This window comes from Tessaracoccus caeni (assembly GCF_029211185.1).
Lineage (GTDB): Bacteria > Actinomycetota > Actinomycetes > Propionibacteriales > Propionibacteriaceae > Arachnia > Arachnia caeni.
On sequence record NZ_JARGDO010000004.1, the window covers coordinates 223,104 to 246,485 of the forward strand.

General features: G+C 68.3%; 20 protein-coding genes and 2 tRNA genes. 15 read left to right on the forward strand and 7 right to left on the reverse strand.

Annotated elements, in window-relative coordinates:
* Entirely contained in the window at window positions 1-1,068 is a 1,068-nt protein-coding gene (locus tag P0D62_RS05590) for a sialidase family protein (protein WP_275701642.1), read from the forward strand.
* 90 nt (window positions 1,069-1,158) lie between these two features.
* Here P0D62_RS05590 and pepN read toward each other — a convergent pair whose 3' ends face one another.
* Window positions 1,159-3,744, reverse strand: a complete 2,586-nt coding sequence (gene pepN / locus P0D62_RS05595) for an aminopeptidase N (RefSeq protein WP_275701643.1) — start codon at window positions 3,742-3,744, stop codon at window positions 1,159-1,161.
* Between the two features lie 172 nt (window positions 3,745-3,916).
* Between pepN and ligA the strand changes: the two genes are divergently transcribed.
* The 3 genes from ligA to P0D62_RS05610 are packed head-to-tail and all read left to right on the forward strand — an operon-like array spanning window position 3,917 to window position 7,688.
* Complete coding sequence (gene ligA / locus P0D62_RS05600) at window positions 3,917-6,040, forward strand: NAD-dependent DNA ligase LigA (RefSeq protein WP_275701644.1); 2,124 nt, start codon at window positions 3,917-3,919, stop codon at window positions 6,038-6,040.
* Window positions 6,033-6,854, forward strand: coding sequence for an Fpg/Nei family DNA glycosylase (locus P0D62_RS05605; RefSeq protein WP_275701645.1), 822 nt, complete (start codon window positions 6,033-6,035; stop codon window positions 6,852-6,854). Before ligA ends, P0D62_RS05605 begins: the two co-directional genes overlap by 8 nt.
* Before the next feature lie 36 nt (window positions 6,855-6,890).
* The gene (locus P0D62_RS05610; protein WP_275701646.1) at window positions 6,891-7,688 is read left to right on the forward strand and encodes an HAD family hydrolase; all 798 of its coding nucleotides are present in this window, start codon (window positions 6,891-6,893) and stop codon (window positions 7,686-7,688) included.
* 179 nt (window positions 7,689-7,867) lie between these two features.
* On the opposite strand, the gene pdxR is transcribed toward P0D62_RS05610, so the two are convergent.
* The gene (gene pdxR, locus P0D62_RS05615) at window positions 7,868-9,304 is read right to left on the reverse strand and encodes a MocR-like pyridoxine biosynthesis transcription factor PdxR (RefSeq protein WP_275701647.1); all 1,437 of its coding nucleotides are present in this window, start codon (window positions 9,302-9,304) and stop codon (window positions 7,868-7,870) included.
* An 80-nt stretch (window positions 9,305-9,384) separates the two neighbouring features.
* Between pdxR and pdxS the strand changes: the two genes are divergently transcribed.
* The 7 genes from pdxS to P0D62_RS05650 all read left to right on the forward strand — a co-directional run bounded on the left by pdxS (window position 9,385) and on the right by P0D62_RS05650 (window position 17,552).
* Window positions 9,385-10,281, forward strand: a complete 897-nt coding sequence (gene pdxS, locus P0D62_RS05620; RefSeq protein WP_275701648.1) for a pyridoxal 5'-phosphate synthase lyase subunit PdxS — start codon at window positions 9,385-9,387, stop codon at window positions 10,279-10,281.
* Window positions 10,278-10,880: a pyridoxal 5'-phosphate synthase glutaminase subunit PdxT gene (gene pdxT / locus P0D62_RS05625; RefSeq protein WP_275701649.1), complete on the forward strand. Its 603-nt coding sequence runs from the start codon at window positions 10,278-10,280 to the stop codon at window positions 10,878-10,880. Before pdxS ends, pdxT begins: the two co-directional genes overlap by 4 nt.
* A 34-nt stretch (window positions 10,881-10,914) precedes the next feature.
* On the forward strand, window positions 10,915-11,631 hold the full coding sequence (locus P0D62_RS05630; RefSeq protein WP_275701650.1) for an HAD family hydrolase: 717 nt from the start codon (window positions 10,915-10,917) through the stop codon (window positions 11,629-11,631).
* A complete protein-coding gene (locus P0D62_RS05635) occupies window positions 11,631-14,126 on the forward strand; it encodes a glycoside hydrolase family 65 protein (RefSeq protein WP_406708226.1) in 2,496 nt (831 codons plus the stop codon). The genes P0D62_RS05630 and P0D62_RS05635 overlap by 1 nt, the downstream gene beginning before the upstream one ends.
* Complete coding sequence (locus P0D62_RS05640) at window positions 14,123-14,722, forward strand: hypothetical protein (protein ID WP_275701652.1); 600 nt, start codon at window positions 14,123-14,125, stop codon at window positions 14,720-14,722. The genes P0D62_RS05635 and P0D62_RS05640 overlap by 4 nt, the downstream gene beginning before the upstream one ends.
* 94 nt (window positions 14,723-14,816) lie before the next feature.
* The gene (locus P0D62_RS05645; RefSeq protein WP_275701653.1) at window positions 14,817-15,944 is read left to right on the forward strand and encodes an ROK family transcriptional regulator; all 1,128 of its coding nucleotides are present in this window, start codon (window positions 14,817-14,819) and stop codon (window positions 15,942-15,944) included.
* A gap of 204 nt (window positions 15,945-16,148) precedes the next feature.
* Complete coding sequence (locus P0D62_RS05650) at window positions 16,149-17,552, forward strand: GntP family permease (RefSeq protein WP_275701654.1); 1,404 nt, start codon at window positions 16,149-16,151, stop codon at window positions 17,550-17,552.
* Between the two features lie 24 nt (window positions 17,553-17,576).
* Here P0D62_RS05650 and P0D62_RS05655 read toward each other — a convergent pair whose 3' ends face one another.
* The gene (locus P0D62_RS05655; protein WP_275701655.1) at window positions 17,577-18,224 is read right to left on the reverse strand and encodes a LysR substrate-binding domain-containing protein; all 648 of its coding nucleotides are present in this window, start codon (window positions 18,222-18,224) and stop codon (window positions 17,577-17,579) included.
* 19 nt (window positions 18,225-18,243) lie between these two features.
* Window positions 18,244-18,720 (reverse strand): peptide-methionine (S)-S-oxide reductase, encoded by a 477-nt coding sequence (locus P0D62_RS05660; RefSeq protein ID WP_275701656.1) that lies wholly within the window; start codon window positions 18,718-18,720, stop codon window positions 18,244-18,246.
* Window positions 18,721-18,826: 106 nt separating this feature from the next.
* On the opposite strand from P0D62_RS05660, the gene P0D62_RS05665 reads away from it, so the two are divergent.
* On the forward strand, window positions 18,827-19,195 hold the full coding sequence (locus tag P0D62_RS05665; protein ID WP_275701657.1) for a DUF5997 family protein: 369 nt from the start codon (window positions 18,827-18,829) through the stop codon (window positions 19,193-19,195).
* Window positions 19,196-19,285: 90 nt separating this feature from the next.
* Here P0D62_RS05665 and P0D62_RS05670 read toward each other — a convergent pair.
* The 3 genes from P0D62_RS05670 to P0D62_RS05680 form a co-directional block, all read right to left on the reverse strand.
* A tRNA-Pro gene (locus P0D62_RS05670) sits at window positions 19,286-19,361 on the reverse strand.
* Window positions 19,362-19,402: 41 nt separating this feature from the next.
* A tRNA-Gly gene (locus tag P0D62_RS05675) sits at window positions 19,403-19,473 on the reverse strand.
* Between the two features lie 61 nt (window positions 19,474-19,534).
* Window positions 19,535-20,422: a patatin-like phospholipase family protein gene (locus tag P0D62_RS05680; protein ID WP_275701658.1), complete on the reverse strand. Its 888-nt coding sequence runs from the start codon at window positions 20,420-20,422 to the stop codon at window positions 19,535-19,537.
* Window positions 20,423-20,567: 145 nt separating this feature from the next.
* On the opposite strand from P0D62_RS05680, the gene tig reads away from it, so the two are divergent.
* The 3 genes from tig to P0D62_RS05695 all read left to right on the forward strand — a co-directional run bounded on the left by tig (window position 20,568) and on the right by P0D62_RS05695 (window position 23,365).
* Complete coding sequence (tig, locus tag P0D62_RS05685) at window positions 20,568-21,965, forward strand: trigger factor (RefSeq protein ID WP_319946984.1); 1,398 nt, start codon at window positions 20,568-20,570, stop codon at window positions 21,963-21,965.
* A gap of 108 nt (window positions 21,966-22,073) precedes the next feature.
* Window positions 22,074-22,706 carry an ATP-dependent Clp protease proteolytic subunit gene (locus tag P0D62_RS05690; RefSeq protein WP_275701659.1) on the forward strand — a complete coding sequence of 211 codons (633 nt, stop codon included), beginning with the start codon at window positions 22,074-22,076 and terminating at the stop codon, window positions 22,704-22,706.
* Entirely contained in the window at window positions 22,706-23,365 is a 660-nt protein-coding gene (locus P0D62_RS05695; RefSeq protein WP_275701660.1) for an ATP-dependent Clp protease proteolytic subunit, read from the forward strand. The genes P0D62_RS05690 and P0D62_RS05695 overlap by 1 nt, the downstream gene beginning before the upstream one ends.
* The last annotated feature ends 17 nt before the right edge of the window (window positions 23,366-23,382 follow it).

Here is a 23,382-nt window from a genome sequence, read left to right on the forward strand (position 1 = left end):
GTGGAGACCTTCTCACTGGCCCGCATCGGCGACGTCGTCGAGGGCTCTGCCTTCGAGCGCACGTGCCCGCGCATCCCGGCGCTGTGCGTCACGTCGACCGGGCGGGTGCTCGCGGCGTGGGATGTCCGCGCCGACTGGCGGGATCTGCCCGGCGCGTTCGACATCGCCTACCGGGTCTCCGACGACGCCGGCCGCACGTGGGGACCGGTGCGGATCCTGCGGCGCCACGAGGGAGCGCACGGCTTCGGCGACGCGAGCCTCATCGCCGATCCAGCCACGGGCCGGCTGCATTGCTGGTACGTGGGCAGCCGCAGAGAGAGCTACTTCTCGGCTGAGCCCGGCGGCGACGGGCTGTCGCTGTGGCTGTCCACCTCCGACGACGACGGCGAGACGTGGACGCATCGCGACCTCACCGCGCTGCGCCCTCCGGATGTCGGCGGCATGTTCGCCGCATCCGGCAACGGTTGCGCGCTGGCGACCGGCCGGCTGCTGCAGGGATTCGTGCTGCGGGTGGACGGCCAGAACTACACGGCCATCGGGCGCAGCGACGACGGGGGCGACACCTGGGTGCTGGGTCCGCGTCTGGGGCCGGACTGCGACGAGAACAAGCTGCTCGCGCTCAGCGATGGCTCCGTGCTGCTGCACGCTCGCGCTCAGCCGCGACGACGGTGGGCCCTCTCGCATGACGGCGGGGAGACGTTCGGCCGCCCGCTCCCGCACGAGCAGCTCGTCGACCCGGCATGCAACGGCGGCCTCGCTACCTGGGGCGACCTCACCGTCGCGACGCTGCTCGACGACGAACACGAGCGCCGCCGGCTGACCCTTCGCTGGTCCTTCGATGACGGACGAACCTGGCCTGGCCAGACGCTGCTGGACGCGGGCGCGTGCGCCTACTCCGTCGCGGCAGAGCTCCCCGACGGCGCCTTGGGGGTCCTCTGGGAGGCCGGCGACTACGAAGAGCTGCTGTTCGCGCGCATCCCCGCCGGCCGCCCGGCCGACATCGTCGCTCGCGGCGTCTCCGTAGGCGCCGCAACCCCGCCCGCCGCCGGTCAGGCTGAAAACGTCTAGTGCGGCTGCGTCCGTCGCTATGTCGACCAACGCAGCCGCACTAACCAATGGCAGCCTCAAGAACCGACGGAAGCAGCCGCGCTAACCTGCTCAGGCCCGGCTGAGCTCCTGGGCGCGCAGGGCGCGACGGGAATCGTCGAGGCGCTCGTCCAGGAGGCGGCGCACCTGCTGGGCCGGGTCGTTGTCGGAAATCCAGGCCTCGATCTGCTCAATCACGTCGGACGTGGCCAGCGGGGCGGGGTACAGGAAGCGCACGACGGCGGCGATGGCCGCGTAGCCGCGCTCCTCCCAGCCGTTCTCGCGGCGGGAGATGTCGCCCAGCACGTCGAGGTAGGCGTCGACGTAGTCGCCCATCAGGGCCTCCTGGCCGAAGCGCCACACGCCCGCGCAGATCTGGCGGTGGGTCTCGTTGGGCACGCTCGGATCGGCGGTGGCCAGCGCCCAGGCTCGGGCCTTCTCCTCCGCGTCCGGCAGGGCAGCCCGGGCACCGGCGGCCTGCTCGGCGCCGGCCGACGTGTTGTCGTGCTCCGTGCGCTCGCGCTCGATGTCGTCGACGCCGATGACGCCGTTCTTTGCCAGTGCGAAGGTGATCTCCCAGCGCACCGCGGTGTCGATGGTGAGACCGGCCGGCACTTCCTCGCCGTTCAGCCAACCTTGGATCAGCTCGATCGCGGCCGGCGACGACGAGGCGCCGACCAGCGCCTTCGCCAGCTGAAGCTGCTTGTCGGAGCCGGCGTCAGCGCGCTTGAGCAGCCGCGCCAGCCCCTTGACCAGCTGCTGCTTCGCCGCATCACGCAGCTCCGGCGCGGTGTAGGAGGACGCGGCGACGGCCAGCTGGTTGAGCAGCGACGACGTGGCGGCGGGGTTCTTCTCCGACGCCAGGCCGCGCAGCACGATCTCGGTGTAGGCGCTGGCACTCAGCTCGGCGTCGCGGGTCATGTCCCACAGCGCCGTCCAGGTGACGGCGCGCGCCAGCGGATCGTCGAGCGCGTCCATGTGATCGCTCAGCGTGGCCAGCGAATCGGCGTCCAGGCGGACCTTCGCGAAGGTGAGGTCGCCGTCGTTCAGCAGCACCACGTCGCGGCGCTCCTTGCCGATCAGCTCCTCGATGGAGGTGCGCTCGCCGGCGATGTCGGCCTCGACGTACGCGGCTCGCTGGAGACCGTCCTCGCCCGACTCGTACAGCCCGATGCCCAGGCGGTGGGTGCGCAGCGTCGGCCAGTCGGGGTGCGCGGTCTGGATCACGTCGAAGCGGGTGAAGCGGCCCTCGTCGTCGATGTCGAAGTCGGCGGCCAGGGTGTTCACGCCCGACGTTTCGAGCCACTCGGCGGAGAACCACGACAGGTCGCGGCCCGAGGCGGCCTCCAGCTCGACGAGCAGGTCGTCCAGCGTGGTGTTGCCGTAGGCATGCGCACGGAAGTACGCACCCACGCCGGCCAGGAACGCCTCCTCGCCCACCAGCGACACCAGCAGCTTGAGGACGGAGGCGCCCTTGGCGTAGGTGATGCCGTCGAAGTTCTGTTCCACCTTCTCCAGATCGCTCATGTCGGCGGCGATCGGGTGCGTGGTGGGGTACTGATCCTGCGTGTAGGCCCAGGCCTTGCGCTCGCTGGAGAAGGCGGCCCACGGGTTGGCGTCGCCGCCGTGGATCTGGCGGATCTGATCGGCCGCGTAGTGCGAGGCCCACTCGGCGAACGACTCATTCAGCCACAGGTCGTCCCACCACTGCATGGTCACCAGGTCGCCGAACCACATGTGCGCCAGCTCGTGCAGGATCGTGTTGTCGCGCGACTCCAGCTCGCGGGCCGTGACGCGCGAGCGGAACAGGTACTCGTCGCGGAAGGTGATGCAGCCCGCGTTCTCCATGGCACCGAAGTTGTACTCCGGCACGAAGATCTGGTCGTAGGTGCCGAATGCGTACGGCACGCCGAAGGCCTTCTCGAACACGTCGAAGCCGCGCTGCGTCGTGGTGATGATCCGGTCGGTGTCGAGGTACTCGACCAACGACTGGCGGCAGGCCACCGATGCCGGCACCACCCCGGAGACGGCCTGGATCTCGCGGCGCTCCACGTGGTACTCACCGGCGACCAGGGCGGTGATGTAGGTGGAGACGCGCGGCGTCGGCTCGTGGGTCCAGCGCGCGAAGCCGTCGCCGACGTCCTCAGGCTCGACGGCCGCCGCGTTGGTCAGGATCGCCCAGTGGGCGGGGGCCAGCACGGTGAGCTGGAAGGTGGCCTTCTGATCGGGCTGCTCGGCGACGGCGTACATCCGACGCGAGTCGGGCGCCTCGAACTGCGAGTAGAGGTAGACGCGGTCGTCGGCCGGATCGACGAAGCGGTGCAGGCCCTCGCCGCTGCGCGAGTAGCGGCAGACGGCGACGATGCGCACGGTGTGCGGTCCCTCGGACAGCTCTGGCAGGGGGAGACGGTAGCCGTCGTGGCCGGCGACGTCGAAGGGCTCGCCGTCGAGCGTGGCCTCGCGGATCTCGTCGGCGATGAGATCGAGGTGGGTGCTGCCGCCCGTGGCGGTCAGATCGAGCTCGGTGGTGGAGACGAACTGCCGTTCCGGCTCCGTCACCTCGCGCCCGGTGAGGTCCACCGTGACGCGGTAGGCCTGCATGCTGATGATCTCCGAACGAGCCCCTGCTTCGTCCCGAGTGATGTTCGCCGTTGCCATGTGGCTCGTCTCCTTGATGTGGGTGGTGGTCGCTTCCCCCAAGTCGCAACCCGACGCCCATTGTTGTCCCTTTCGCGACGAAAACGCGACCCGAGAGCCGAAAGAATGTGAGATTTTCTCAGGTGTCTGCGCTGTCATCTGGATTGTCAGAGGCGTGTGGAACGATGTCCCCATGACTGAGCACACCGGGAATGCAGAGATCTCGGCGGAGCTGCGCCGCCAATGGACCGAGCTCAACCAGAGGCTGACGGAGGCGCAGGAGGCCTATTACGGGGTCGACCAGCCCGTCATGTCCGACGCCGAGTACGACGCCCTGCTGCGCGAACTCGAGGCGCTCGAGGGCGAGCATCCGGAGCTGCGCACGCCCGATTCCGTCACCCAGACGGTGGGGGCGGCCACGTCGGTGGGGTTCGCGTCCGTCACTCATCGCAGCCGGATGATGAGCATCGACAACGTGTTCAGTCCCGAGGAGCTTGAGGCCTGGCTGGTGCGCGCCGGGGCCGAGCGCTATCTCTGCGAGCTCAAGATCGACGGCCTGGCCATCAACCTGCTCTACCGCGAGGGTCGCTTGGAGGTGGCCGCCACCCGCGGCGACGGCCGTGTCGGCGAGGACGTGACGGCCAATGTCAAGACGGTGAAGGGCATCCCGCACGTGCTGCAGGGCGACGACGTGCCCGAGGTGCTGGAGGTGCGCGGCGAGATCTTCTTCCCCGTCGCAGGGTTCGAGCAGCTGAACGCCTCGCTGGTGGAGGCGGGCAAGGCCCCGTTCGCCAACCCTCGCAACGCGGCAGCCGGCAGCTTGCGCATGAAGGACTCGACGGTGACCGCCTCCCGCCCGCTGCGGATGCTGGTGCACGGTCTGGGGGAGGGCTCGCGGCTGGGCGTCGCGTCCCAGTCGGAGGCCTATGCGGCGCTCGGCCGCTGGGGGCTGCCGGTGTCCTCGCACTATCAGGTGGTGACCGATCACAAGGACGTGCTGGCCTACGTCAATCACTTCGGCGAGCACCGTCACGACGTGGAGCACGAGATCGACGGCATCGTGGTGAAGGTCGACGACTTCGCCGCGCAGGGGGCGCTCGGCACCACCTCGCGCGCGCCGCGCTGGGCCATCGCCTACAAGTACCCGCCGGAGGAGGTCAACACCAAGCTGCTCGACATCCGGGTCAACGTGGGGCGCACCGGCCGGGTGACGCCCTATGGCGTGATGGAGCCGGTGTTCGTCAGCGGCTCGACGGTGGAGATGGCCACCCTGCACAACGCCTTCGAGGTGGAGCGCAAGGGAGTGCTGATCGGCGACACCGTGGTGCTGCGCAAGGCGGGCGACGTGATCCCCGAGATCGTGGCCCCCGTCGTGGCGCTGCGCGACGGCACCGAGCGCGCCTTCGTGATGCCGACGCACTGCCCGTCGTGCGGCACTGAGCTTCGTCCGGAGAAGGAGGGCGACAAGGACATTCGCTGCCCCAATGCGCAGAGCTGCCCGTCGCAGCTGCGCGAGCGGCTGTTCGCGCTGGCGTCGCGTTCGGCCTTCGACGTCGAGGCGCTCGGCTGGGAGGGCGCCGACGCGCTGCTGGCCGGCGGGCTGCTCGCCGACGAGGCCGGACTGTTCGATCTGACGGCCGATCAGCTGGTGCGCACCTCGCTCTACACGCGGGCCGCAAAGAAGACCGAACTCGAGGGCGCCGTCGACGGACGCGTGCTCTCGGCCAACGGCCTCAAGCTGCTGTCCAACCTGCAGGCCGCCAAGGAGCAGCCGCTGTGGCGGGTGCTGGTGGCGTTGTCGATCCGGCACGTCGGCCCCACCGCGGCGCGCGGGCTGGCCACTCGCTTCGGCTCGATGGAGGCCATCCGGGCGGCCACCGTGGAGGAACTGGCGGAGACCGAGGGGGTGGGGCGCGTGATCGCCGAGTCCGTGGTCTCCTGGTTCGAGGTGGATTGGCATCGCGACATTGTCGAGTCCTGGGCTCGGGCAGGCGTGCGGATGGCCGACGAGAGGGACGAGTCCACGCCCCGCACGCTGGAGGGACTTACGGTCGTGGTCACCGGCTCGCTCGAGCGCTACACACGCGATTCCGCCAAGGAGGCCATCCTCAGCCGTGGAGGCAAGGCCGCCGGATCGGTGTCGAAGAAGACCGACTATGTTGTGGTGGGCGAGAACGCGGGCTCGAAGGCCACCAAGGCCGAGGAGTTGGGCCTGAGGATCCTCGACGAGGATGGCTTCGACGCGCTGCTCGCGCAAGGCCCCGCGGGGGTGGGAGACGCCACGGAAGACACGGAAGAGGAGACACCGGATGCCTGAGGGACACGTCCTTCATCGGCTGGCTCGTGAGTTCAATACCGCCTTCGGAGGCCAGGTACTGCGGGTCAGTTCGCCGCAGGGCCGGTTCGCTCCCGAGGCCGAGCGTCTCGACTGCTCCGTCTTCACTGGTGCCGAGGCCATCGGCAAGCACCTCTTCCTGTCCTTCGACGTGCCCGAGCCCTGCGAGGTGCACATTCATCTGGGGCTGATCGGCCGCTTCGACCTGATGCCGCTCGGCGACCCCATCGGTATGGTGCGGCTGCGCATCGCCAACGATCGGCAGGCCGCCGACCTCCGCGGCCCGCAATGGTGCCGCGCGGTCACCCGCGAGGATCGCGACGCCGTGCTGGCCAAGAGCGGTCCCGATCCGCTGCGCGCCGACGCCGATCCCGACCGCGGCTTCGCCCGGCTGCGCGCCTCGGGTAAGACCGTGGCCGCGCTGCTGATGGACCAGCGCATCGCCGCCGGCGTCGGCAACATCTATCGCGCCGAGGTGCTGTTCCGCCACGGCATCGACCCGTCCACGCCCGGCCGCCAGATCGGCAAGGCCACCTGGCAGGCCATGTGGGACGACCTGGTGGTGCTGATGGAAGAAGGCGTCCAGGATGGCCAGATCCACACCGTCCGCCGCGAGCACTCGCCCGAGGTGCAGCGTCGTCCGGCTCGTGTCGACGCCCACGGCGGCGAGGTCTACGTCTACCGTCGCGCCGGCCAGCCGTGCCTGGTGTGCGGCACCGAGGTGGCCATGGGCACGCTGGAGGGCCGCAACCTCTACTGGTGCCCGCGCTGCCAGGTCAACCGCGCTGCGGCCTGAGCAATAGCTCGCCTAACTCGACCCTAGAGGAGACTCATGAACTACCGCCTGGCCATGCTCGACGTCGACGGCACGCTGCAGCATCGGGGCGAATGGAACCCCGGCGCGATGGAACTCGTCGACTTGCTCTACCGCCGCGGCATCACCGTGGCGCTGTGCTCCGGACGCACCACCCAGTCCATGCTGTGGCTGGCCGAACAGCTCGGCCACGTGAGGTTCGTCTCCGCCAACAGCGGTGCGACGGTGCTGGAGCACCGGGGCGACGAGTGGGTGACGCTGGCGCATCGCGCGATCGACGCAGATGCGGTGGGGAACGCCATCGAGCGCTGCGCCGAGGCCGGTATCGAGGTGTGGCTGCACACCGAACGGGAGTGGATTGCCGCAGAGCGCACCCCCAGGGTGGAGCTGGACGAGAGCTTCGTCGGCGATACCGCGAGCGTGCAGACGCTGACCGCCCGGGACGATGTCGGCAAGCTGCTCCTTCTGATCGGCAAGCCGGGGGAGGCCGGGATCGCCCGCAGCATCGGCGACGTCCCCGGGGTGGCGGCGGTCGCGTCCAGCAGCGTCTTCGTCGACCTCGTGCCCGAGGCCGCCGCCGCGGGCAAGGGCGGCGACGTGCTGATCGAACGGCTCGGTATCAACTGGGACGAGGTGATCGCGGTGGGCGATAGCGAGAACGACCGCGGCATGCTCCGCAACGCCGGCCTCGGCATCGCGATCGCGCCGATGACCGTCGAGGCCCTCGGCGACGCGCGCCCGAGCCAGACGCGCCGAGAGGCTGCCGACACGGCGGAAGCCCTTGCCGTGCTACGAGAGTTCTTGGCCGGGGCTTAGCCTGGATCCACCGATCCCCACCTACTACGCGACCCCATCCAGGCACACTGGCTTCCCCGTCCCCGCTCAACAGACGACCCGGTATGCCCTCGCGGATACGGATTGCCATTGCACCCGTCTGAGGCCGCTCGCTACGGCGGCTACCGGTGGATCCAGGCTTAGCGCGCCACGCGCGAGCCTCACGGGGCGGAGCTTGCGTCCAATCCGGGCTCGGGACTGGCCGCGATGGTGGTGATGAGGCTGAGGGCGTGTTCCAGTTCCGCATCGCTCGCAGCCCCGAAGCCGAACACGATGCCTGAACTGCCGGAACCCGACCAGTACTGCGAGAGCGGGCTGACGGCGATCCCGGCGGCGGCGAGTTCGGCCACCACTTCGTCCTCGGGGCGCGCGGTCTCCAGAACGGCATGGAGCCCGCCGTCCATCGGATGGACGCGCGCGCCCGGGATGCCCGTCAATGCGGCCACCACGTGGGTGCGCCGTCGACGATAGCGGTTGCGCATCCGCTGGGTATGCAGTCGCAGGGCGCCGCTGCCCAGGTAGTTCGCCACGGCCCGCTGGGTGACCATGCCGACGGGTTGGCCCAGGTCTGCGCGAGCTTCGGCGACGGCCGGCACCAGCCAGGCCGGCAGGGCGAGAAATCCGGTGGCGAGGGCGGGGGTGAGGATCTTCGACAGCGTTCCGAGAAGCACCACCTTGCCGTCGACGGGGTCGTCCAGAGCCGCGAGCGCCGGCAGCGGTGCCGAGGTGTAGCGCAGCTCGGAGTCGTAGTCGTCCTCCACGATGACGACGTCGTGGCGTCGGGCCCACTCGAGCAGCCGCTGGCGCCGATCGATCGGGAGCGAACCGCCCAACGGGTACTGATGGCTAGGGGTGACGAGAAGCAGGTCGGGGGCGTCGGAACCGGTCGGCAGATCCGTGACGCGCAGACCGCGCTCGTCGACGGCCAGCGGCACCACCGTCGCACCGAGCAGGGCGGGCACCCGTCTCAGCGAAGGATATCCGGGCTCCTCGACCCCCACCCGAAGACGAGACGGGGTGCCGCCTGCGAGCGCGAGCAGGAGCAGCGTGAAGCCCTCCCGTCCTCCTCCGGTCACCGCGAGGTGCGTCGGATCGTGCACCACGGCGCGCATCCGGCGCAGGTGCTCGCACCACGCGCGACGGAGCTCCGGCAGTCCCAAGGCCGGCACGACGGCATCCACGGGTGCGGACGAGGCTTGTCGCCAGGCCGCCTTCCATGCAGGGCCCACCACGTCGACGGCCCAGGGCCTTCCTGGGCTGAGATCCAACATCCTGCGCGGTGTGGCGCGCGCCGGTCCGACCGGTCGGGAACGCCGGGGATGGACGCGCCGCAGCTGGGGGTTCACGACGGTCGAGCGTCCCGGGGATGCGCTGAGGTATCCCTCTGCGAGCAGCTGGTCGTAGGCGGCGACCACCGAACCGCGCGAGATCCCCAGATGGGCGGCGAGCGCGCGGCTCGACGGCACCGGGTCGCCCGGGGAGAGCACCGTCTCCCCGATCAGGCGACGCAGGTCTGCGGCGAGCCGAACCGGGATGGGGCCGCCGACGCTGCTGCTGCCAAGACGGATGGGGATCGTTATCTCGGGAGTAGCGCGCATGCCGACAACATACTGGCCCAATGACAATGGAATGTTTCTGGCTCTCGGAATAGTCCGGTATCGCGGCCACGATGTAGCCCATGACAACTTTTGCTGGTTCTCCTCTGGTCAAGCGCGGCTTGGCCGACATGCTCAAGGGCGGCGTGATCATGGACGTCGTGACGCCGGAGCAGGCTCGCATCGCCGAAGATGCCGGTGCCGTCGCCGTGATGGCTCTGGAGCGTGTGCCCGCGGACATCCGGGCTCAGGGCGGCGTCGCCCGGATGAGCGATCCGGATCTGATCAGCGCGATCATCGAGACGGTTTCCATCCCGGTGATGGCCAAGGCCCGGATCGGGCACTTCGTCGAAGCCCAGGTGCTGCAGCACCTCGAGGTGGACTACATCGACGAGTCCGAGGTGCTTTCGCCCGCCGACTACGTCAACCACATCGACAAGCACGCGTTCACCGTCCCCTTCGTCTGCGGGGCGACCAACCTGGGGGAGGCCCTGCGCCGGATCACCGAAGGCGCGGCGATGATCCGTTCCAAGGGAGAGGCCGGCACCGGCGACGTCTCCGAGGCCACCAAGCACATCCGCACCATCCGGCGCGAGATCGCGGCGCTCAAGGCCGCCTACGACGCGAGCCCCGACGAGCTGTACGTCGCCGCGAAGAACCTGCAGGCGCCGTACGAGCTGGTGCTCGAGGTGGCCAGAACCGGGACGCTCCCGGTGGTGCTGTTCACCGCGGGGGGCGTGGCGACGCCGGCCGACGCGGCGCTCATGATGCAGCTCGGGGCGGACGGCGTCTTCGTCGGCTCCGGCATCTTCAAGTCCGGCAACCCCGCGGCTCGGGCGGCGGCCATCGTCAAGGCGACGGCGCTCTACAACGATCCCGCCGTCATCGCCGACGCGTCTCGCGGCCTCGGTGAGGCCATGGTCGGAATCAACGTCGCAGACCTGCCGGCGCCGCACCGTCTCGCCGAGCGCGGCTGGTGAACCGGCCGACGGTCGGCGTCCTCGCGCTTCAAGGCGGGGTGCGCGAGCACGTCGGTCTGCTGGAGACGGTCGGCGCCAAGGTGGCACTGCTGCGCACGCCGTCGGATCTGGCTGGGGCGGACGGACTACGGATCGACGGCCTGGTGCTGCCTGGAGGGGAGTCGTCCACCATCGATCGGCTGCTGCGGCTGTTCGGCCTGCAGCAGCCGCTCGCGGACGCGATCCGTGCCGGTCTGCCCACTCTCGGTACCTGCGCCGGGTTGATCCTGCTCGCTCAGCGGGTGGTGGACGCAGCTCCGGGCCAGCAGACACTCGGCGCGCTCGACATCACCGTCCGGCGCAACGCCTTCGGACCGCAGGTGAACTCCGCCGAGGTCGATCTCGACACCGTGCTGGGGCCGGCCAGGGTCGCGTTCATTCGGGCGCCGCAGGTCGACCAGATGGGTGCCGGAGTCGAGGTGCTCGCCCGGCATGCGGGGCGCGTCGTCGCCGTCCGCCGAGCGGGAATCACCGGACTCGCCTTCCACCCCGAGCTGACCGGGGATGCCCTCTTCCACCGTGGCTTGGTCGCAGATCTCCGGGGCTCGTCGCACGTTTGATGCGGGGCGGGTGACAGGCCCTAGGCTGGGCGCCATGGATTGGTCCTCATATCGCGCCGTGCTGTTCGATCTCGACGGCGTGCTCACCCCCACGGCCGAGGTGCACATGCGCGCCTGGGGCCGGATGTTCAACGACTTCCTGTCCGGCCTCCCCGGCCAGGCCCCGTATACCGATGAGGACTACTTCGCCTACGTCGACGGCAAGCCCCGCTACGACGGCGTGCGCGACTTCCTCGCCTCCCGGGGGATCGCGCTTCCCGAAGGCACGCCGGAGGACGCGCCGTCGGAGGAGACCGTCTGCGGGCTCGGCAATCGGAAGAACGACGCCTTCAACGAGACCCTCGCGCGTGACGGCGTCGCCCCGTACCCGGGTTCGCTCGGCTTGGTTCAGGATCTGGCCGCCGACGGCGTCGCGATGGCCGTGGTGTCGTCGTCGAAGAACGCCGGTCCCGTGCTCGCCGCCGCCCGGCTGAGCGACTACTTCCCGGTGGTGGTCGACGGTGTGGTCGCCAGGGCCGAGGGCCTGCCCGGCAAGCCCGCTCCCGACACCTACCTGCGCGCCGCCCAGCTGCTGGGCGTCGAGCCTGCGCAATGCGTCGTGGTGGAGGACGCCATCTCCGGCGTGCAGTCCGGTGCCGCCGGAGGCTTCGGCCTCGTCGTGGGCGTCGACCGCGGTGTTGGAGCAGAAGACCTGAGCGCCCACGGCGCCACCCTCGTCGTCACCGATCTTCAAGAACTGAGGCAGTCATGATTCGTCAGGTCAGCGCCGATCCGCTCGACCGTTCCCGTTTCCCCATCGACGAGTGGCGTCTGGTGGAGGTGGAGCCCAGCGAGGCCGACCTCGGCACCACCGAGACGCTGTTCTCCGTGGGCAACGGCTACCTCGGCATGCGCGGCAACCCGGAGGAGGGGCGCAAGTCGTATGCGCACGGCACCTTCGTCAACCGCTTCCACGAGACCTGGCGGATCTCGCACGCGGAGGAGGCCTACGGCTTCGCCCGCACGGGCCAGACCATCGTCAACGTGCCCGACGCCAAACTGATCAAGATCTACGTCGACGACGAGCCGCTGCAGCTCAGCCTCGCCGACCTGGAGTCCTACGAGCGGGCGCTCGACTTCCGCTCCGGCCAGATGACGCGCGATCTGATCTGGCGCACGCCCGCGGGCAAGCGGGTCCGGATCCGTTCGTCGCGGATGGTCTCGTTCACCGACCGGCACCTCGCGCTGTTCGAGCTGGAGGTGACCATGCTGGAGGGCGACGCCCCGGTGGTGATCTCGTCGCAGCTGGTGAACCGCCAGGACGGCTACTCCGACTTCCATCGTCCCGAGGCCGACCAGGAGGGGTGGGATCCGCGGCGCTCCAGCAAGTTCGCCGGCCGCGTGCTGCAGCCCGAGCTGCACTGGCACCGCGAGAACCGGATGATGCTCGGCTACCAGACCACCAACTCCGGCATGACCCTGGCCGTGGCCGCCGATCATCAGATCGACACCCGAAACGAGTTCCAGGCCTTCCTCGACACCCAGCCCGACCTCGGCCGGCAGACCTACCGCATCGAGGCCCGCGAGGGCGCGCCGATCATCGTGCGCAAGGCCGTCGCCTATCACACCTCGCGGGGCGTGCCGGTGACGGAACTCGCCGACCGCTGCCGGCGCACGCTGGACCGGGCGGCCGCCGAGGGCTTCGGGCGGCTGCGCGATCGCCAGCGCGCCTGGCTGGACGAGTTCTGGGCCAACAGCGACATCGAGATCGAGGGCCATCCCGCGATCCAGCAGGCGGTGCGCTGGTGTCTGCTGCAGCTGGCGCAGGCCTCCGCGCGCAGCGACCAGCTCGGCATCGCCGCCAAGGGCGTCAGCGGCTCCGGCTACGAGGGCCACTACTTCTGGGACACCGAGATCTACCTGGTGCCGTTCCTCATCTACACCGATCCGCGGGTGGCAAGGAACGTGCTGCGCTTCCGCGCCAAGCTGCTGCCGCAGGCCCGTGAGCGGGCGGCTGAGCTGTCCCAGCGCGGCGCGCTGTACCCGTGGCGCACGATCAACGGCGAGGAGGCCTCGGCCTACTACGCCGCCGGCACCGCGCAGTATCACATCGACGCCGACGTAGCCTACGCCTTCACCAAGTACTGCGACGTCACCGGCGATCAGGAGTTCATGTATCGCGACGGCGCCGAGGTGCTCGTCGAGACGGCGCGGCTGTGGGCCGACCTCGGCTTCTGGCGCACCGAGAAGGACGGGTCGCAGCGCTTCCACGTGCATGGCGTCACCGGGCCCGACGAATACACCACGGTGGTCAACAACAACACCTTCACCAACGTGATGGCGGCCGCCAACCTGCGCTCCGCCGCCGCCGTGATGCGCGAGATGGAGGCCACGGACGAGCGTGCCTACCAGCGCCTGATGCACCGCCTGCAGATCGATGAGGCGGAGATCGACGAGTGGGAGGCCTGCGCCGAGGGCATGGTGGTGCTGTTCGACGAGACCTTCGGCATCCATCCGCAGGACGAGAAGTTCCTGTCCAGCGAGCTGTGGGATCTGGAGAACACCCCCGACGACAAGCGCCCGCTGCTGCTCAACTACCACCCGCTGGTGATCTACCGGTTCCAGGTGCTGAAGCAGGCCGACGTGGTGCTGGCGCTGTTCCTGCAGGGCGATCAGTTCTCGCTGGAGGAGAAGCGGGCCGACTTCGAGTACTACGACCCGATCACCACCGGCGACTCGACGCTGTCCAGCGTCGTGCAGTCGATCGTGGCGGCCGAGGTGGGCTACCAGGAGATGGCGATGAACTACTTCCTCTCGGGGCTGTTCGTCGACCTGGGCGACCTGCACTCCAACGCACGCGACGGCGTGCACATCGCCTCGACGGGCGGTGTCTGGAGCGCGCTGATCTACGGCTTCGGCGGCATGCGCGACTACGCCGGGAACATCTCGTTCGATCCGCGGCTTCCCGAGGAATGGCCGTCGATGCGCTTCCCGTTGCAGATTCGCGGATCGCGGCTGCGCGTGCTCCTGGAGAAGGACTCGATCACCTTCGAGGTGGACCGCGGCGACGCCGTCGAGATCAGCGTGCGCGGTGAGGAGATCCTGGTGGAGCCGGGGCAGGTGGTCACGGTGCCGCTCGACGGTCAGGGCGAGCGACTGCCATCGCTGGAGGGCAGCCACCCCGTCGTGGGCGGCCGCCGCGAGGACGGCTCCGTCGTGCAGGCGATCGTGCCGGACTCCCCGCAGGACTCGGTGGAGGCGGATTGAGCGCGGAGGTCGTGGAGGGGCCCTGGTATCCGGACCGTCGCGCCTTGGTGGCGGCGGTGCTGGCAGGCCCCGTCAGCGATGATCTGTGGTGCTACTTCACCCTCTGGCAGCTGGCGGAGGAGGCCGTCGACAACCGTGAGGCCACCGTCGACGAGCTCGACCGACGGCTGGCCGCAGCGCTCGAGACACCGACGCTCTGGGGTGCGCTCGCCGCGTCTCGGGCGGAGGCCGTCGCGGAGTTGCCGACGGCCGCCGACGCCCGGGCCGCCGCGGCGAGGCTTCTCCCGGAGGCCTCGCCCGACGTGGCCCTTCAGTTGGTGATGGCGGGCCTCGTCGCCTCCGACGATCCCGCGCTCGGTGATCTGATGGGCCACACCGCCGCGGCGGCCAGCCGCGCCATGGCCAGCGCCTGGGCCGGTTCGTCGGGGTTCTTCTGCACCGCCGCCGACCTGGTGTCCGGAACGCTGTGGCTGGCCGCCTCCGGCAAGCTCGACGACCAGTTCGTCACGGACCTCGCGGTAGAGGAGGCCCGGCTGTGGCGGGAGGCCGAGAAAGGCCAGGAGCCAGACCAACTGGCCTGGCTCCTGTTGCTCTGACGGGCCTGGCGATGTCCCTGCTGCCGACTCCTTCCGTGAGCCGCAGATCTGGCTAAACTACTGCTAAGAAGCCTTAATGAAGGGGGTGGGGAGAGTGACCAGGAAGAAGCCGGGCGTGCCGAGCTTGCTGCGGGAGTTGAACGACTCGGCCGCCTTGAAGCACATCATGCGCGTGGGCTCGGCCACCAGGGCCGAGCTGTCCGAGCACACCGGGCTGTCCCGGGTGACCTGTTCCCAGGTGATCGCCAGGCTGGAGGGCCTTGGGCTGGTGCGCTCCGAGGGAACCCGACCCGGATCCAGGGGGCCCGCCGCCGAACTGTACGCACTCGCGCCCGGGGTGGGCACGGCCGTCGGCCTGGCGGTCCAGCCCGATTCCGTGCGCGCGGAGCTGTGCTCGCTGGACGGACGGGTGCTCGCGTCCAGCGAGGTGCCCGGCGGACACGCCGTCGACGACTTCGCCAGCGCCGTCGAGAAGGTGCTGGCCGAGACCGATGGCACGGACGGCCCCCTGCTGAGCGCTGTGGTCGCGACGCCAGGCGTGGTAGATCCGCTCACCGGCGAACTGGCCTTCTCCTATGACCTGCCAGACATGGCGCAGCTGCGTGGCCAGATCGAGGAGCGGATCGGCGTCCCGGTCGCCCTGGGCAACGACATGCACCTGGCCGCCTTGGCGGAGTTGCGCCAAGGCGTCGCCGAGGGCCGCTACGTCGACTTCGTGCTGTTGTGGATCGGACACGGACTCGGCATGGCCAGCGTGATCGACGGTGGGGTGCGCGTGGGCAGCACGGGCGCCGCCGGAGAGGTCGGCTACCTGCCGGTTCCTGGAGTTCCGCTGCGCAGCGTCGCCGAGAACCGTGACAAGGGCTCGTTCCAGCGTCTCGTCGGCATGGCCGCCGTCGAGGAGTTGGCGGCCGACTACGGCGTCGAGTTGTCGCGCGCCCCCGAGTCGCCGGAGTTCCTCGCGGAGTTGGGGCGCCGGATCAGCCTGGGGGTGGCCGCCATCGCCACCATCCAAGACCCCGCGCTGGTGGTGCTGACCGGGGAGACGGTCGAGCTGATCGGCCAGCCGCTGGCTGAGATCGTCGCCGAGGAGACCCCGAAGATCGCCCCCGTGCAGCTGCACATCGAGCTGTCCAAGCTGGGCGTCGAAGGCCCGTTGCTGGGAGCGCGGCTCTCCGCGGTGGATCGGGGACGAGAGCTGGTTCTCGCCCGCATTCGCTGAGCCTGTCACAGGAGATATCCCGCCAGTAGGTGCCACCTACCTGCGGAATCTCTTATCCCCTATGATCTGGGGTGTTCCGTCAAAGGGCGCATGGGAGCGACCGGATATGACAGGACGACTGGGATTGCAGAGGGACGTCGATCGTCACGCACGCCGATGTCGGCCCGATAGCACGATCCCCCTAGGCGAAGGAGCATAGAGAAGATGATCGAACCCGCATACAGCACAGGAGTGCTCCTCCTGATCGCTGTCGGAGCCATTGCGCTGCTCCTCGTCATGATCATGAAGTTGAAGATCCACGCGTTCGTGGCACTCCTCTTCGTCAGCCTCGTCACTGCGGTGGCAGCGGGGATCCCGGTTTATGCTCCCGAGGGCGAGCCCACCATCGGGTCCGTGCTCACCACTGGCTTCGCCGGCGTGCTCGGCAGTGTGGCGCTGCTCGTCGGACTCGGCGTGATGCTCGGGCGGATGCTCGAGGTCACCGGTGGCGCGCAGATCCTCGCCGACACTCTGGTGAGCCGGTTCGGGGAGAAGCGAGCTCCGCTCGCGCTCGGCATCGCCGCCTTGTTGTTCGGGTTCCCGATCTTCTTCGACGCCGGCCTGGTCATCTTCCTGCCGATCGTCTTCACCGTGGCCCGCCGCTTCGGCGGATCGCTGCTGCTGTACGGCATTCCGACCGCCGCGGCCTTCGCGGCCATGCACGCGATCATGGTCCCCCACCCCGGACCGGTGGCGGCGGTCGAGATCCTCAAGGGCGAACTCGGCACGACGCTCCTGGTGGGCATTCCCGTCGCGGTGCTGTCCTGGGTCATCGGCGGTTACTTCATCGGCCAGTGGCAGGGCAAGCGCATCCACGTCGACATCCCCGAAGCCATCATGGGCGAGATGAACGATCTCAAGGGCCCCAATGGTGAGAAGATGCCGGCGCCGTCGTTCACTCACGTTCTCCTAGTGCTCCTGCTGCCCCTCATCCTGATCAGCGGAAACACGGTGCTGAGCACTCTCATCTCGGCGGGAACGATTCCCAAGGATGCGGAATGGGCCCGCTACATCATGCTGCTCGGCATGACGCCGATCGCGCTGCTCATCACCGTCTTGTTCGCGCTGTTCACCCTGGCTCCCGGGCGATTCACGCTGGAGACCGGCCAGAAGATCATGGACAGCGCGCTCGGCCCTGTGTGCGGCGTGATCCTGATCACTGGTGCGGGCGGCATGTTCGGCGCGGTGCTGCGCGCGAGCGGCATCGGCGGTGCGCTCACGGGCTCGCTGTCGGGGCTTGGCCTCCCGCTCATCGTGCAGGCCTTCCTGGTCTCGGCCGCGCTGCGCGTCGCGCAGGGGTCCGCCACGGTGGCATTGACGACGACAGCCGGACTCATCGCAGCCGACGTGATCGCGGCCGACCTCAGCAACATCCACATCGCGGCGATCGTCTTCGCGATCGCGGGCGGCGCCACGGTGCTCTCGCACGTCAATGACTCCGGTTTCTGGCTGGTGGGCAAGTTCTTCCAGATGGACGTGAAGACGACGCTGCGAACCTGGACGGTGATGGAGACCACGCTGGGCGTGGCGATTTTCGCACTGTCCTACGTCCTCTGGCTGGTGGCGTAGCGGTTCCGCGTGGAAGGCCCGAACCTATCGGCGTCGCGACTTTCGTCGTCGACCGGGTAGCGGCTCCGCCTGTCTCGGAGCGCGCGGTCTCGGCTGGCTCCGCTCGGGGGTGCGGGCCTTCCGTTCGCTCGTGGTGCGCGAGCTCTGCGGACTGCGGCCGCGCACCACTCCGATGAACTCCTGGATCAACGGATGCTCGTTCGACCTCAGCCAGGCCAGCCCCACCGTCGACGGCGGCGCGTCGGTGATCGGCCGGTGCACCAGATCGCGACGGTTGTGGGTGCGCGCTATCGACAGGGGTACTCGCAGCACCGCCACCTCAGCCACGGCGGCGTCGATGTCGGTCTGGTCGTAGGAGTCGCGCACGTCTTCGTCCTTCAGATCATCCAGCGACACCTCGTCGAAGGCCGTGATCGGATGGTCCTTCGCCGCCCAGACCACCGTCACCTCGTCGTAGAGCGGGATGAAATGGAGATCGTCGATGTCGATCGGCTGGCGCGCGAAACACATGTCGACGGCGCCGTCGAGCAACGCCTTCCGCTGGCCCTCCTCCGTGACCTCGATCACGTCGAGAGGCTGCCGCGGAAAGCGCTCGGCCCATACTCGTCGCCACTTGGTGAGCGTCACCCCGGGTACGTACCCGATCCGCAGGCCATCCGTCGCGTTGGTCATGCAGGCAGGCTACCGGGTGTCAGGTGCGGTGCTTCGTCAACAACTCGACGGGGATGTGGCAGTAGTCGTCGGGGCAGCGAGCCAGTCGGTCCTGGTGCTCGTCGGCGCTGCGCACGTAGTTGGTGAGGGGGAGCACCTCCACGACGATGCGGTCGCGGTCGTGTCTCGCGTCGATGAAGGCCTGCGCCTGCGCGAGGTGGGCCGGGTCGTCGGAGTAGACGCCGGTGCGGTATTTCTCGCCGACATCCTCGCCCTGCTTGTTGAGGCTGTACGGGTCGATGATCTCGAAGAAATAGCCCATCAAGTCGGCGACGGCCACAGCGCTCGGATCGAACCCGGTGCGCACGCATTCGGCGTAGCCGTCGTAGGGTCCGTCGAGGGTTCCGGTGGTGCCGTTGGCCCGCCCGGCCTCGGTGAACCTCACCCCGGGCAGCGTCGCGAGATAAGCCTGCACGCCCCACAGGCAGCCACCCGCGAAATAGATCTCTTCTTTCATCCTGGCGTAACCCTAGCCAGCCTTCCCCGTCCGTTCGTCGGCGGCCCCGGAATGGCGTAGGGGGCGGGGGAGATCGCGGAGGCGCTGCGCCGCTAGGGTTAGGCACATGAGTCAGACCATGAAGCCTCAGACCGCAGCGAACAAGCTGGGCATCCATCTTCCTGCGGCGCCCGAGGAGTTCCGCGCCGGGGGAATCACCCGCGCCGAGTTGGATGCGCTGCGCGCCGACCCGCCGGCCTGGCTCATCGACCTGCGCAAGAACGGTCCCTTCCCGCGCGACGTGATGGCTCAGAAGCTCGGCATCTCGCGCTCCGGCCTGACACGGGCGGGTATCACCGAGGCCCTCGACGCCGACCAGATCGGCGCGCTGCTGGCCGACCCGCCGGAATGGCTGATCCGCGAACGCGAGACCCACCGCAAGGTGCTCGCCGAAGAAGCCCGCGTCAAGGAGCAGTCCAAGAAGGCCTCCCAGTAAGCGAGGGTTGGCTACCCGGCCGAATGCGACACCGGACTCGAGTGGCTACTGCTCGTTGAGTGGTTCCGCCACGCGAGGACCGGTGTTCCATGGTCGGGGCGACAGGACTCGAACCTGCGGTCTCCTGCTCCCAAAGCAGGCGCGCTAGCCACTACGCTACGCCCCGTAATGTGCGGGCCCCCGTCGTTGGACGGAGGCCCGCAGCCGAGCGGATGACGGGAATCGAACCCGCGTAGCTAGTTTGGAAGACTAGGGCTCTACCATTGAGCTACATCCGCAGAACCTCGTCGAGTTTAACAGCGTCGGCAGCGTCGTGCCATTTCGCAGACTCCGGTGAACTCAGGAGAGCCCCAAGAACTCGCGGATGGCCGGTGCCTCGCGTCGGGCCTGGGCGAAGCCAGCATCGAACATCGCGCCGAGTTTGGCGAGATTGCGTTCGGAGTTCTTGATCGGCATCGAGTCGGGGAAGACCAGGTACGCCCGGCCCTGCTTCTCCAGTTCCAGAAGCTCCTCGAGCGTCCGGTTGTAGTTGGCCGCGCGTGCGATCAGGCCGTCGGCGATGGCGGGATAGCGGCGGAACAACGCCCTCATGCCGCGTGGGGTGCGGACGGGTTGCTTGCGATAGGAGCGCTCGCGGGTGTGCACAACCAGGAACTTCTCGTAGCCGTCGGTCTGTGCCGCATCCAGCGCGATGCCTCCGGTGGGGCCGAGGGCGCCGTCGCAGAACACCTCGCCGTCGACGGTGGTGAGCGGCATCAGCACGGGCATGGTGGACGAGGCGCGCACTCGCTTCATCAGGTCCAGCATGGTGTGGATGTCGTCGCGGCCCCAGTAGATCATCGCTCCGTCCTCGCAGCGGTAGCCGCCCACCCGAAACTGCATGGGATTGTCGAGGAAGGCCTGCCAGTCGTAGGGGAGAGCCTGATCCGGCGCCGAGGTCTGTTCGTAGATCCACTCGGAGTTGAAGACGCCCTTGCCGCGCAGCCAGGTGCGCCAGTTCCCGAACCGGGGTTCGGCAGAGAACTCCACGAAGGTCCGACGGGCCCTTGTGGCGTCGCGGGTGACGTAGTTGGCCAGGCAACTGGAACCGGCGGAGATACCGGCCGCCCAATCGACGTGCACATCCGCTTCCAGCAGGCCGGCCAGCACCCCGGAGGAATAGGTGGCTCGCATTCCGCCGCCCTCGAAAATGAGCGCGGTGTCGGTGACATTGCTCGTCAGATCCACGTTGACATAGTAAGAGGTACCTGCGGGATCTCTATGCGCGGCTGTGGGGATGGTTGCCGACGGGGGTGTATGGGGCCCTGATTGGTGGTGCGGACAGTTCTCGGTAGGATTGCCAGGTCAATCGCAGATTTTCAGGAGACTATTCGTGCCCAGCACCGCAGAGCAGCTCAGCCCGACGCGGGTGAAGCTCACCGTCGAGATCCCGTTCACCGATCTCAAGCCGCACCTGGACCGCGCCTACAAGAGCATCGCGGGCCAGGTCAACATCCCAGGCTTCCGCAAGGGCAAGGTGCCGTCGACCGTCATCGACCAGCGCTTCGGCCGCGGTGCCGTGCTGCAGGAGGCCATCAACGAGGCTATCCCGCAGGCCTACCAGGCCGCCGTCGCGGAGGCACAGGTCTACCCGATGGCTCAGCCCGAGATCGACGTGACCAAGCTCGAGGACAATGAGCTGGTGGAGTTCGTCGCCGAGGTCGACGTGCGTCCCTCCTTCGACCTGCCCGACTTCGCCGCCGTCAAGGCCGTGGTCGACGCCGCCGAGGTCACCGACGAGATCGTCAACGAGCGCATCGAGCTGCTGCGCGAGCGTTTCGCCACCACCACCCAGGTGGAGCGCGCCGCCAAGGAAGGCGACATCCTGGTCATCGACCTGGTCGCCTCCCAGAACGGCGAGATCCTCGAGGACGCCACCGCAGAGGGCATCTCCTACAAGGTCGGTGATGAGCAGAACATGCTCGCCGGCCTCGACGACGCCGTCACCGGCCTGTCCGCCGGCGACTCCGCCGAGTTCTCCACCACCCTGCTGGGCGGCGCGTACCAGGACCAGGAGGCCGACGTGAAGGTCACCGTCGTCAAGGTGCAGGAGCAGGAGCTTCCCGAGCTCGACGACGACTTCGCCCAGCTGATCTCCGAGTTCGACACCGTCGAGGAGATGCGGGCCGACCTCACCAAGGGCATCGAGCAGCAGCTCAAGAACGAGCAGCTCGCCGACGCCCGCGACAAGGTGCTGGAAGAGGCCCTGAAGCTCGTCGACTTCGAGCTGCCCGAGTCGGTCCTCGAGGCCGACAAGCAGGCTCGCCGCCAGCAGGTCGAGCGCCAGCTCACCCAGTACGGGCTGTCCGTCGAGCAGTACCTCGAGACCGCTGAGGACGAGACCGCGGAGACCGAGGAAGAGTTCTGGGCCACCATCGAGGATCGCGGCCTGCAGGCGCTGCGCGCCCAGGTGCTGCTCGATGCCTACGGCGATGCCAATGAGCTCGAGGTCTCGCAGCAGGATCTCACCGAGATGATCTTCCGCAAGGCCCAGCAGAACAACACCTCTCCCCAGGACGAGGTGAACCACATGATGGAGCACAACCACATGGGCGAGTGGATGCAGGAGATCCGCCGCACCAAGGCGCTCACCGCCATCTGCGCTGCTGCCACCGTCGAGGACTCGAACGGTGCTGCCGTCGAATTCCCGTCTCCCGTGGTCGAGCCCGAGGCGGCCGACGAGGTCGATCTCGGTGCCGACGAGATCGAGGTCGAGGGCGACGAGAACTGATTCTCGTTCCGCGAGCAAGTAAAGGAGGCGTCCCAGCTGGGACGCCTCCTTTTGTTTTCCCGCCAGCGAACGCGCGCCGTTGGCCTTGGGAGCCTTGGATCTGCCGGTATGTTTGTCACCGTGAACGCGAAAGAACTACCTTCCATGGCCGCGCCTGCGGGCGGCGGCCTGGGACTGACGGACAACGTCTATGGATCGCTGCTCGCCAATCGCATCATCTTCTTGGGCTCTGAGGTCCGGGACGAGAACGCCAATGCGATCTGCGCGCAGATGCTCCTGCTGAATGCTGAAGACCCGCACAAAGACATTTATCTGTACATCAACTCGCCCGGCGGCTCCGTCGATTCCGGCATGGCGATCTTCGACACCATGCAGTGGATCAGCAACGACGTCGCCACCGTCGCGATGGGCTTGGCCGCGTCGATGGGGCAGTTCCTGCTGTCGGCCGGCACCCCCGGCAAGCGCTTCGCGCTGCCGCACAGCCGGATCATGATGCACCAGCCCTCCGGCGGTCTGGGCGGCACGGCCTCCGACATCCGGATCCAGGCCGAGCAGTCGCTGCACATCAAGAAGACCATGGCCGAACTCATCGCCCAGCACACGGGCCAGACGGTCGATCAGATCGAGGCAGACTCGGATCGCGACCGCTGGTTCACCGCCGAGCAGGCGCTGGATTACGGCTTCATCGATCACGTCTACGAGCGTGCGTCGCAGATCAAGTCGGAGGCTCCGAACCAGTGATGAACGCCACCATGACCAACCCCAGCATGCCCGGCGGCATGGCTCCGGCCGGCGCGGACATGAACTACATCATCCCGCAGTGGGAAGAGCGCACCAGCTACGGCGTGCGCCGGGTGGATCCGTACACCAAGCTGTTCGAGGACCGGATCATCTTCCTTGGCACTCCCATCAACGACGAGATCGCCAACGCGGTCATGGCGCAGCTGCTGTGCCTGCAGTCGATGGACTCGGAGCGCCCCATCTCGATGTACATCAACTCGCCCGGCGGTTCCTTCACGGCGCTGACCGCGATCTACGACACGATGCGCTACATCAAGCCCGACATCCAGACCGTCTGCCTCGGCCAGGCTGCCTCGGCCGCCGCGGTGATCCTGGCGGCGGGCACCAAGGGCAAGCGCCTGGCGCTTCCCAACTCGCGCATTCTGATCCACCAGCCCGCGACGGAGGGTGGCTACGGTCAGTCGTCCGATCTGGAGATCCAGGCTCGCGAGATCCTGCGCATCCGCGCGCTGATGGAGAACATGCTGGCCAGCGATACCGGCCAGAGCGTCGAGAAGGTCAGCAAGGACATCGAGCGCGATAAGTACCTGACGGCAGAGGAAGCGGTGGAGTACGGCATCGTCGACGACATCCTGACCTCCATGAAGGAACTCAGCTGAGCGACCATAAAATCGGG

Excerpts from the sequence above, each read along its gene's own strand:
- pdxR (WP_275701647.1), bottom strand. The coding sequence starts at position 9,304 with ATGCGCGCTACTCCCGAGATAACGATCCCCATCCGTCTTGGCAGCAGC.
- P0D62_RS05695 (WP_275701660.1), top strand. The coding sequence starts at position 22,706 with ATGAACGCCACCATGACCAACCCCAGCATGCCCGGCGGCATGGCTCCG.
- P0D62_RS05660 (WP_275701656.1), bottom strand. The coding sequence starts at position 18,720 with ATGAAAGAAGAGATCTATTTCGCGGGTGGCTGCCTGTGGGGCGTGCAG.
- P0D62_RS05610 (WP_275701646.1), top strand. The coding sequence starts at position 6,891 with ATGAACTACCGCCTGGCCATGCTCGACGTCGACGGCACGCTGCAGCAT.
- P0D62_RS05655 (WP_275701655.1), bottom strand. The coding sequence starts at position 18,224 with ATGACCAACGCGACGGATGGCCTGCGGATCGGGTACGTACCCGGGGTG.
- pepN (WP_275701643.1), bottom strand. The coding sequence starts at position 3,744 with ATGGCAACGGCGAACATCACTCGGGACGAAGCAGGGGCTCGTTCGGAG.
- P0D62_RS05690 (WP_275701659.1), top strand. The coding sequence starts at position 22,074 with ATGTTTGTCACCGTGAACGCGAAAGAACTACCTTCCATGGCCGCGCCT.
- P0D62_RS05605 (WP_275701645.1), top strand. The coding sequence starts at position 6,033 with ATGCCTGAGGGACACGTCCTTCATCGGCTGGCTCGTGAGTTCAATACC.
- ligA (WP_275701644.1), top strand. The coding sequence starts at position 3,917 with ATGACTGAGCACACCGGGAATGCAGAGATCTCGGCGGAGCTGCGCCGC.
- pdxS (WP_275701648.1), top strand. The coding sequence starts at position 9,385 with ATGACAACTTTTGCTGGTTCTCCTCTGGTCAAGCGCGGCTTGGCCGAC.
- P0D62_RS05650 (WP_275701654.1), top strand. The coding sequence starts at position 16,149 with ATGATCGAACCCGCATACAGCACAGGAGTGCTCCTCCTGATCGCTGTC.
- P0D62_RS05665 (WP_275701657.1), top strand. The coding sequence starts at position 18,827 with ATGAGTCAGACCATGAAGCCTCAGACCGCAGCGAACAAGCTGGGCATC.
- P0D62_RS05630 (WP_275701650.1), top strand. The coding sequence starts at position 10,915 with ATGGATTGGTCCTCATATCGCGCCGTGCTGTTCGATCTCGACGGCGTG.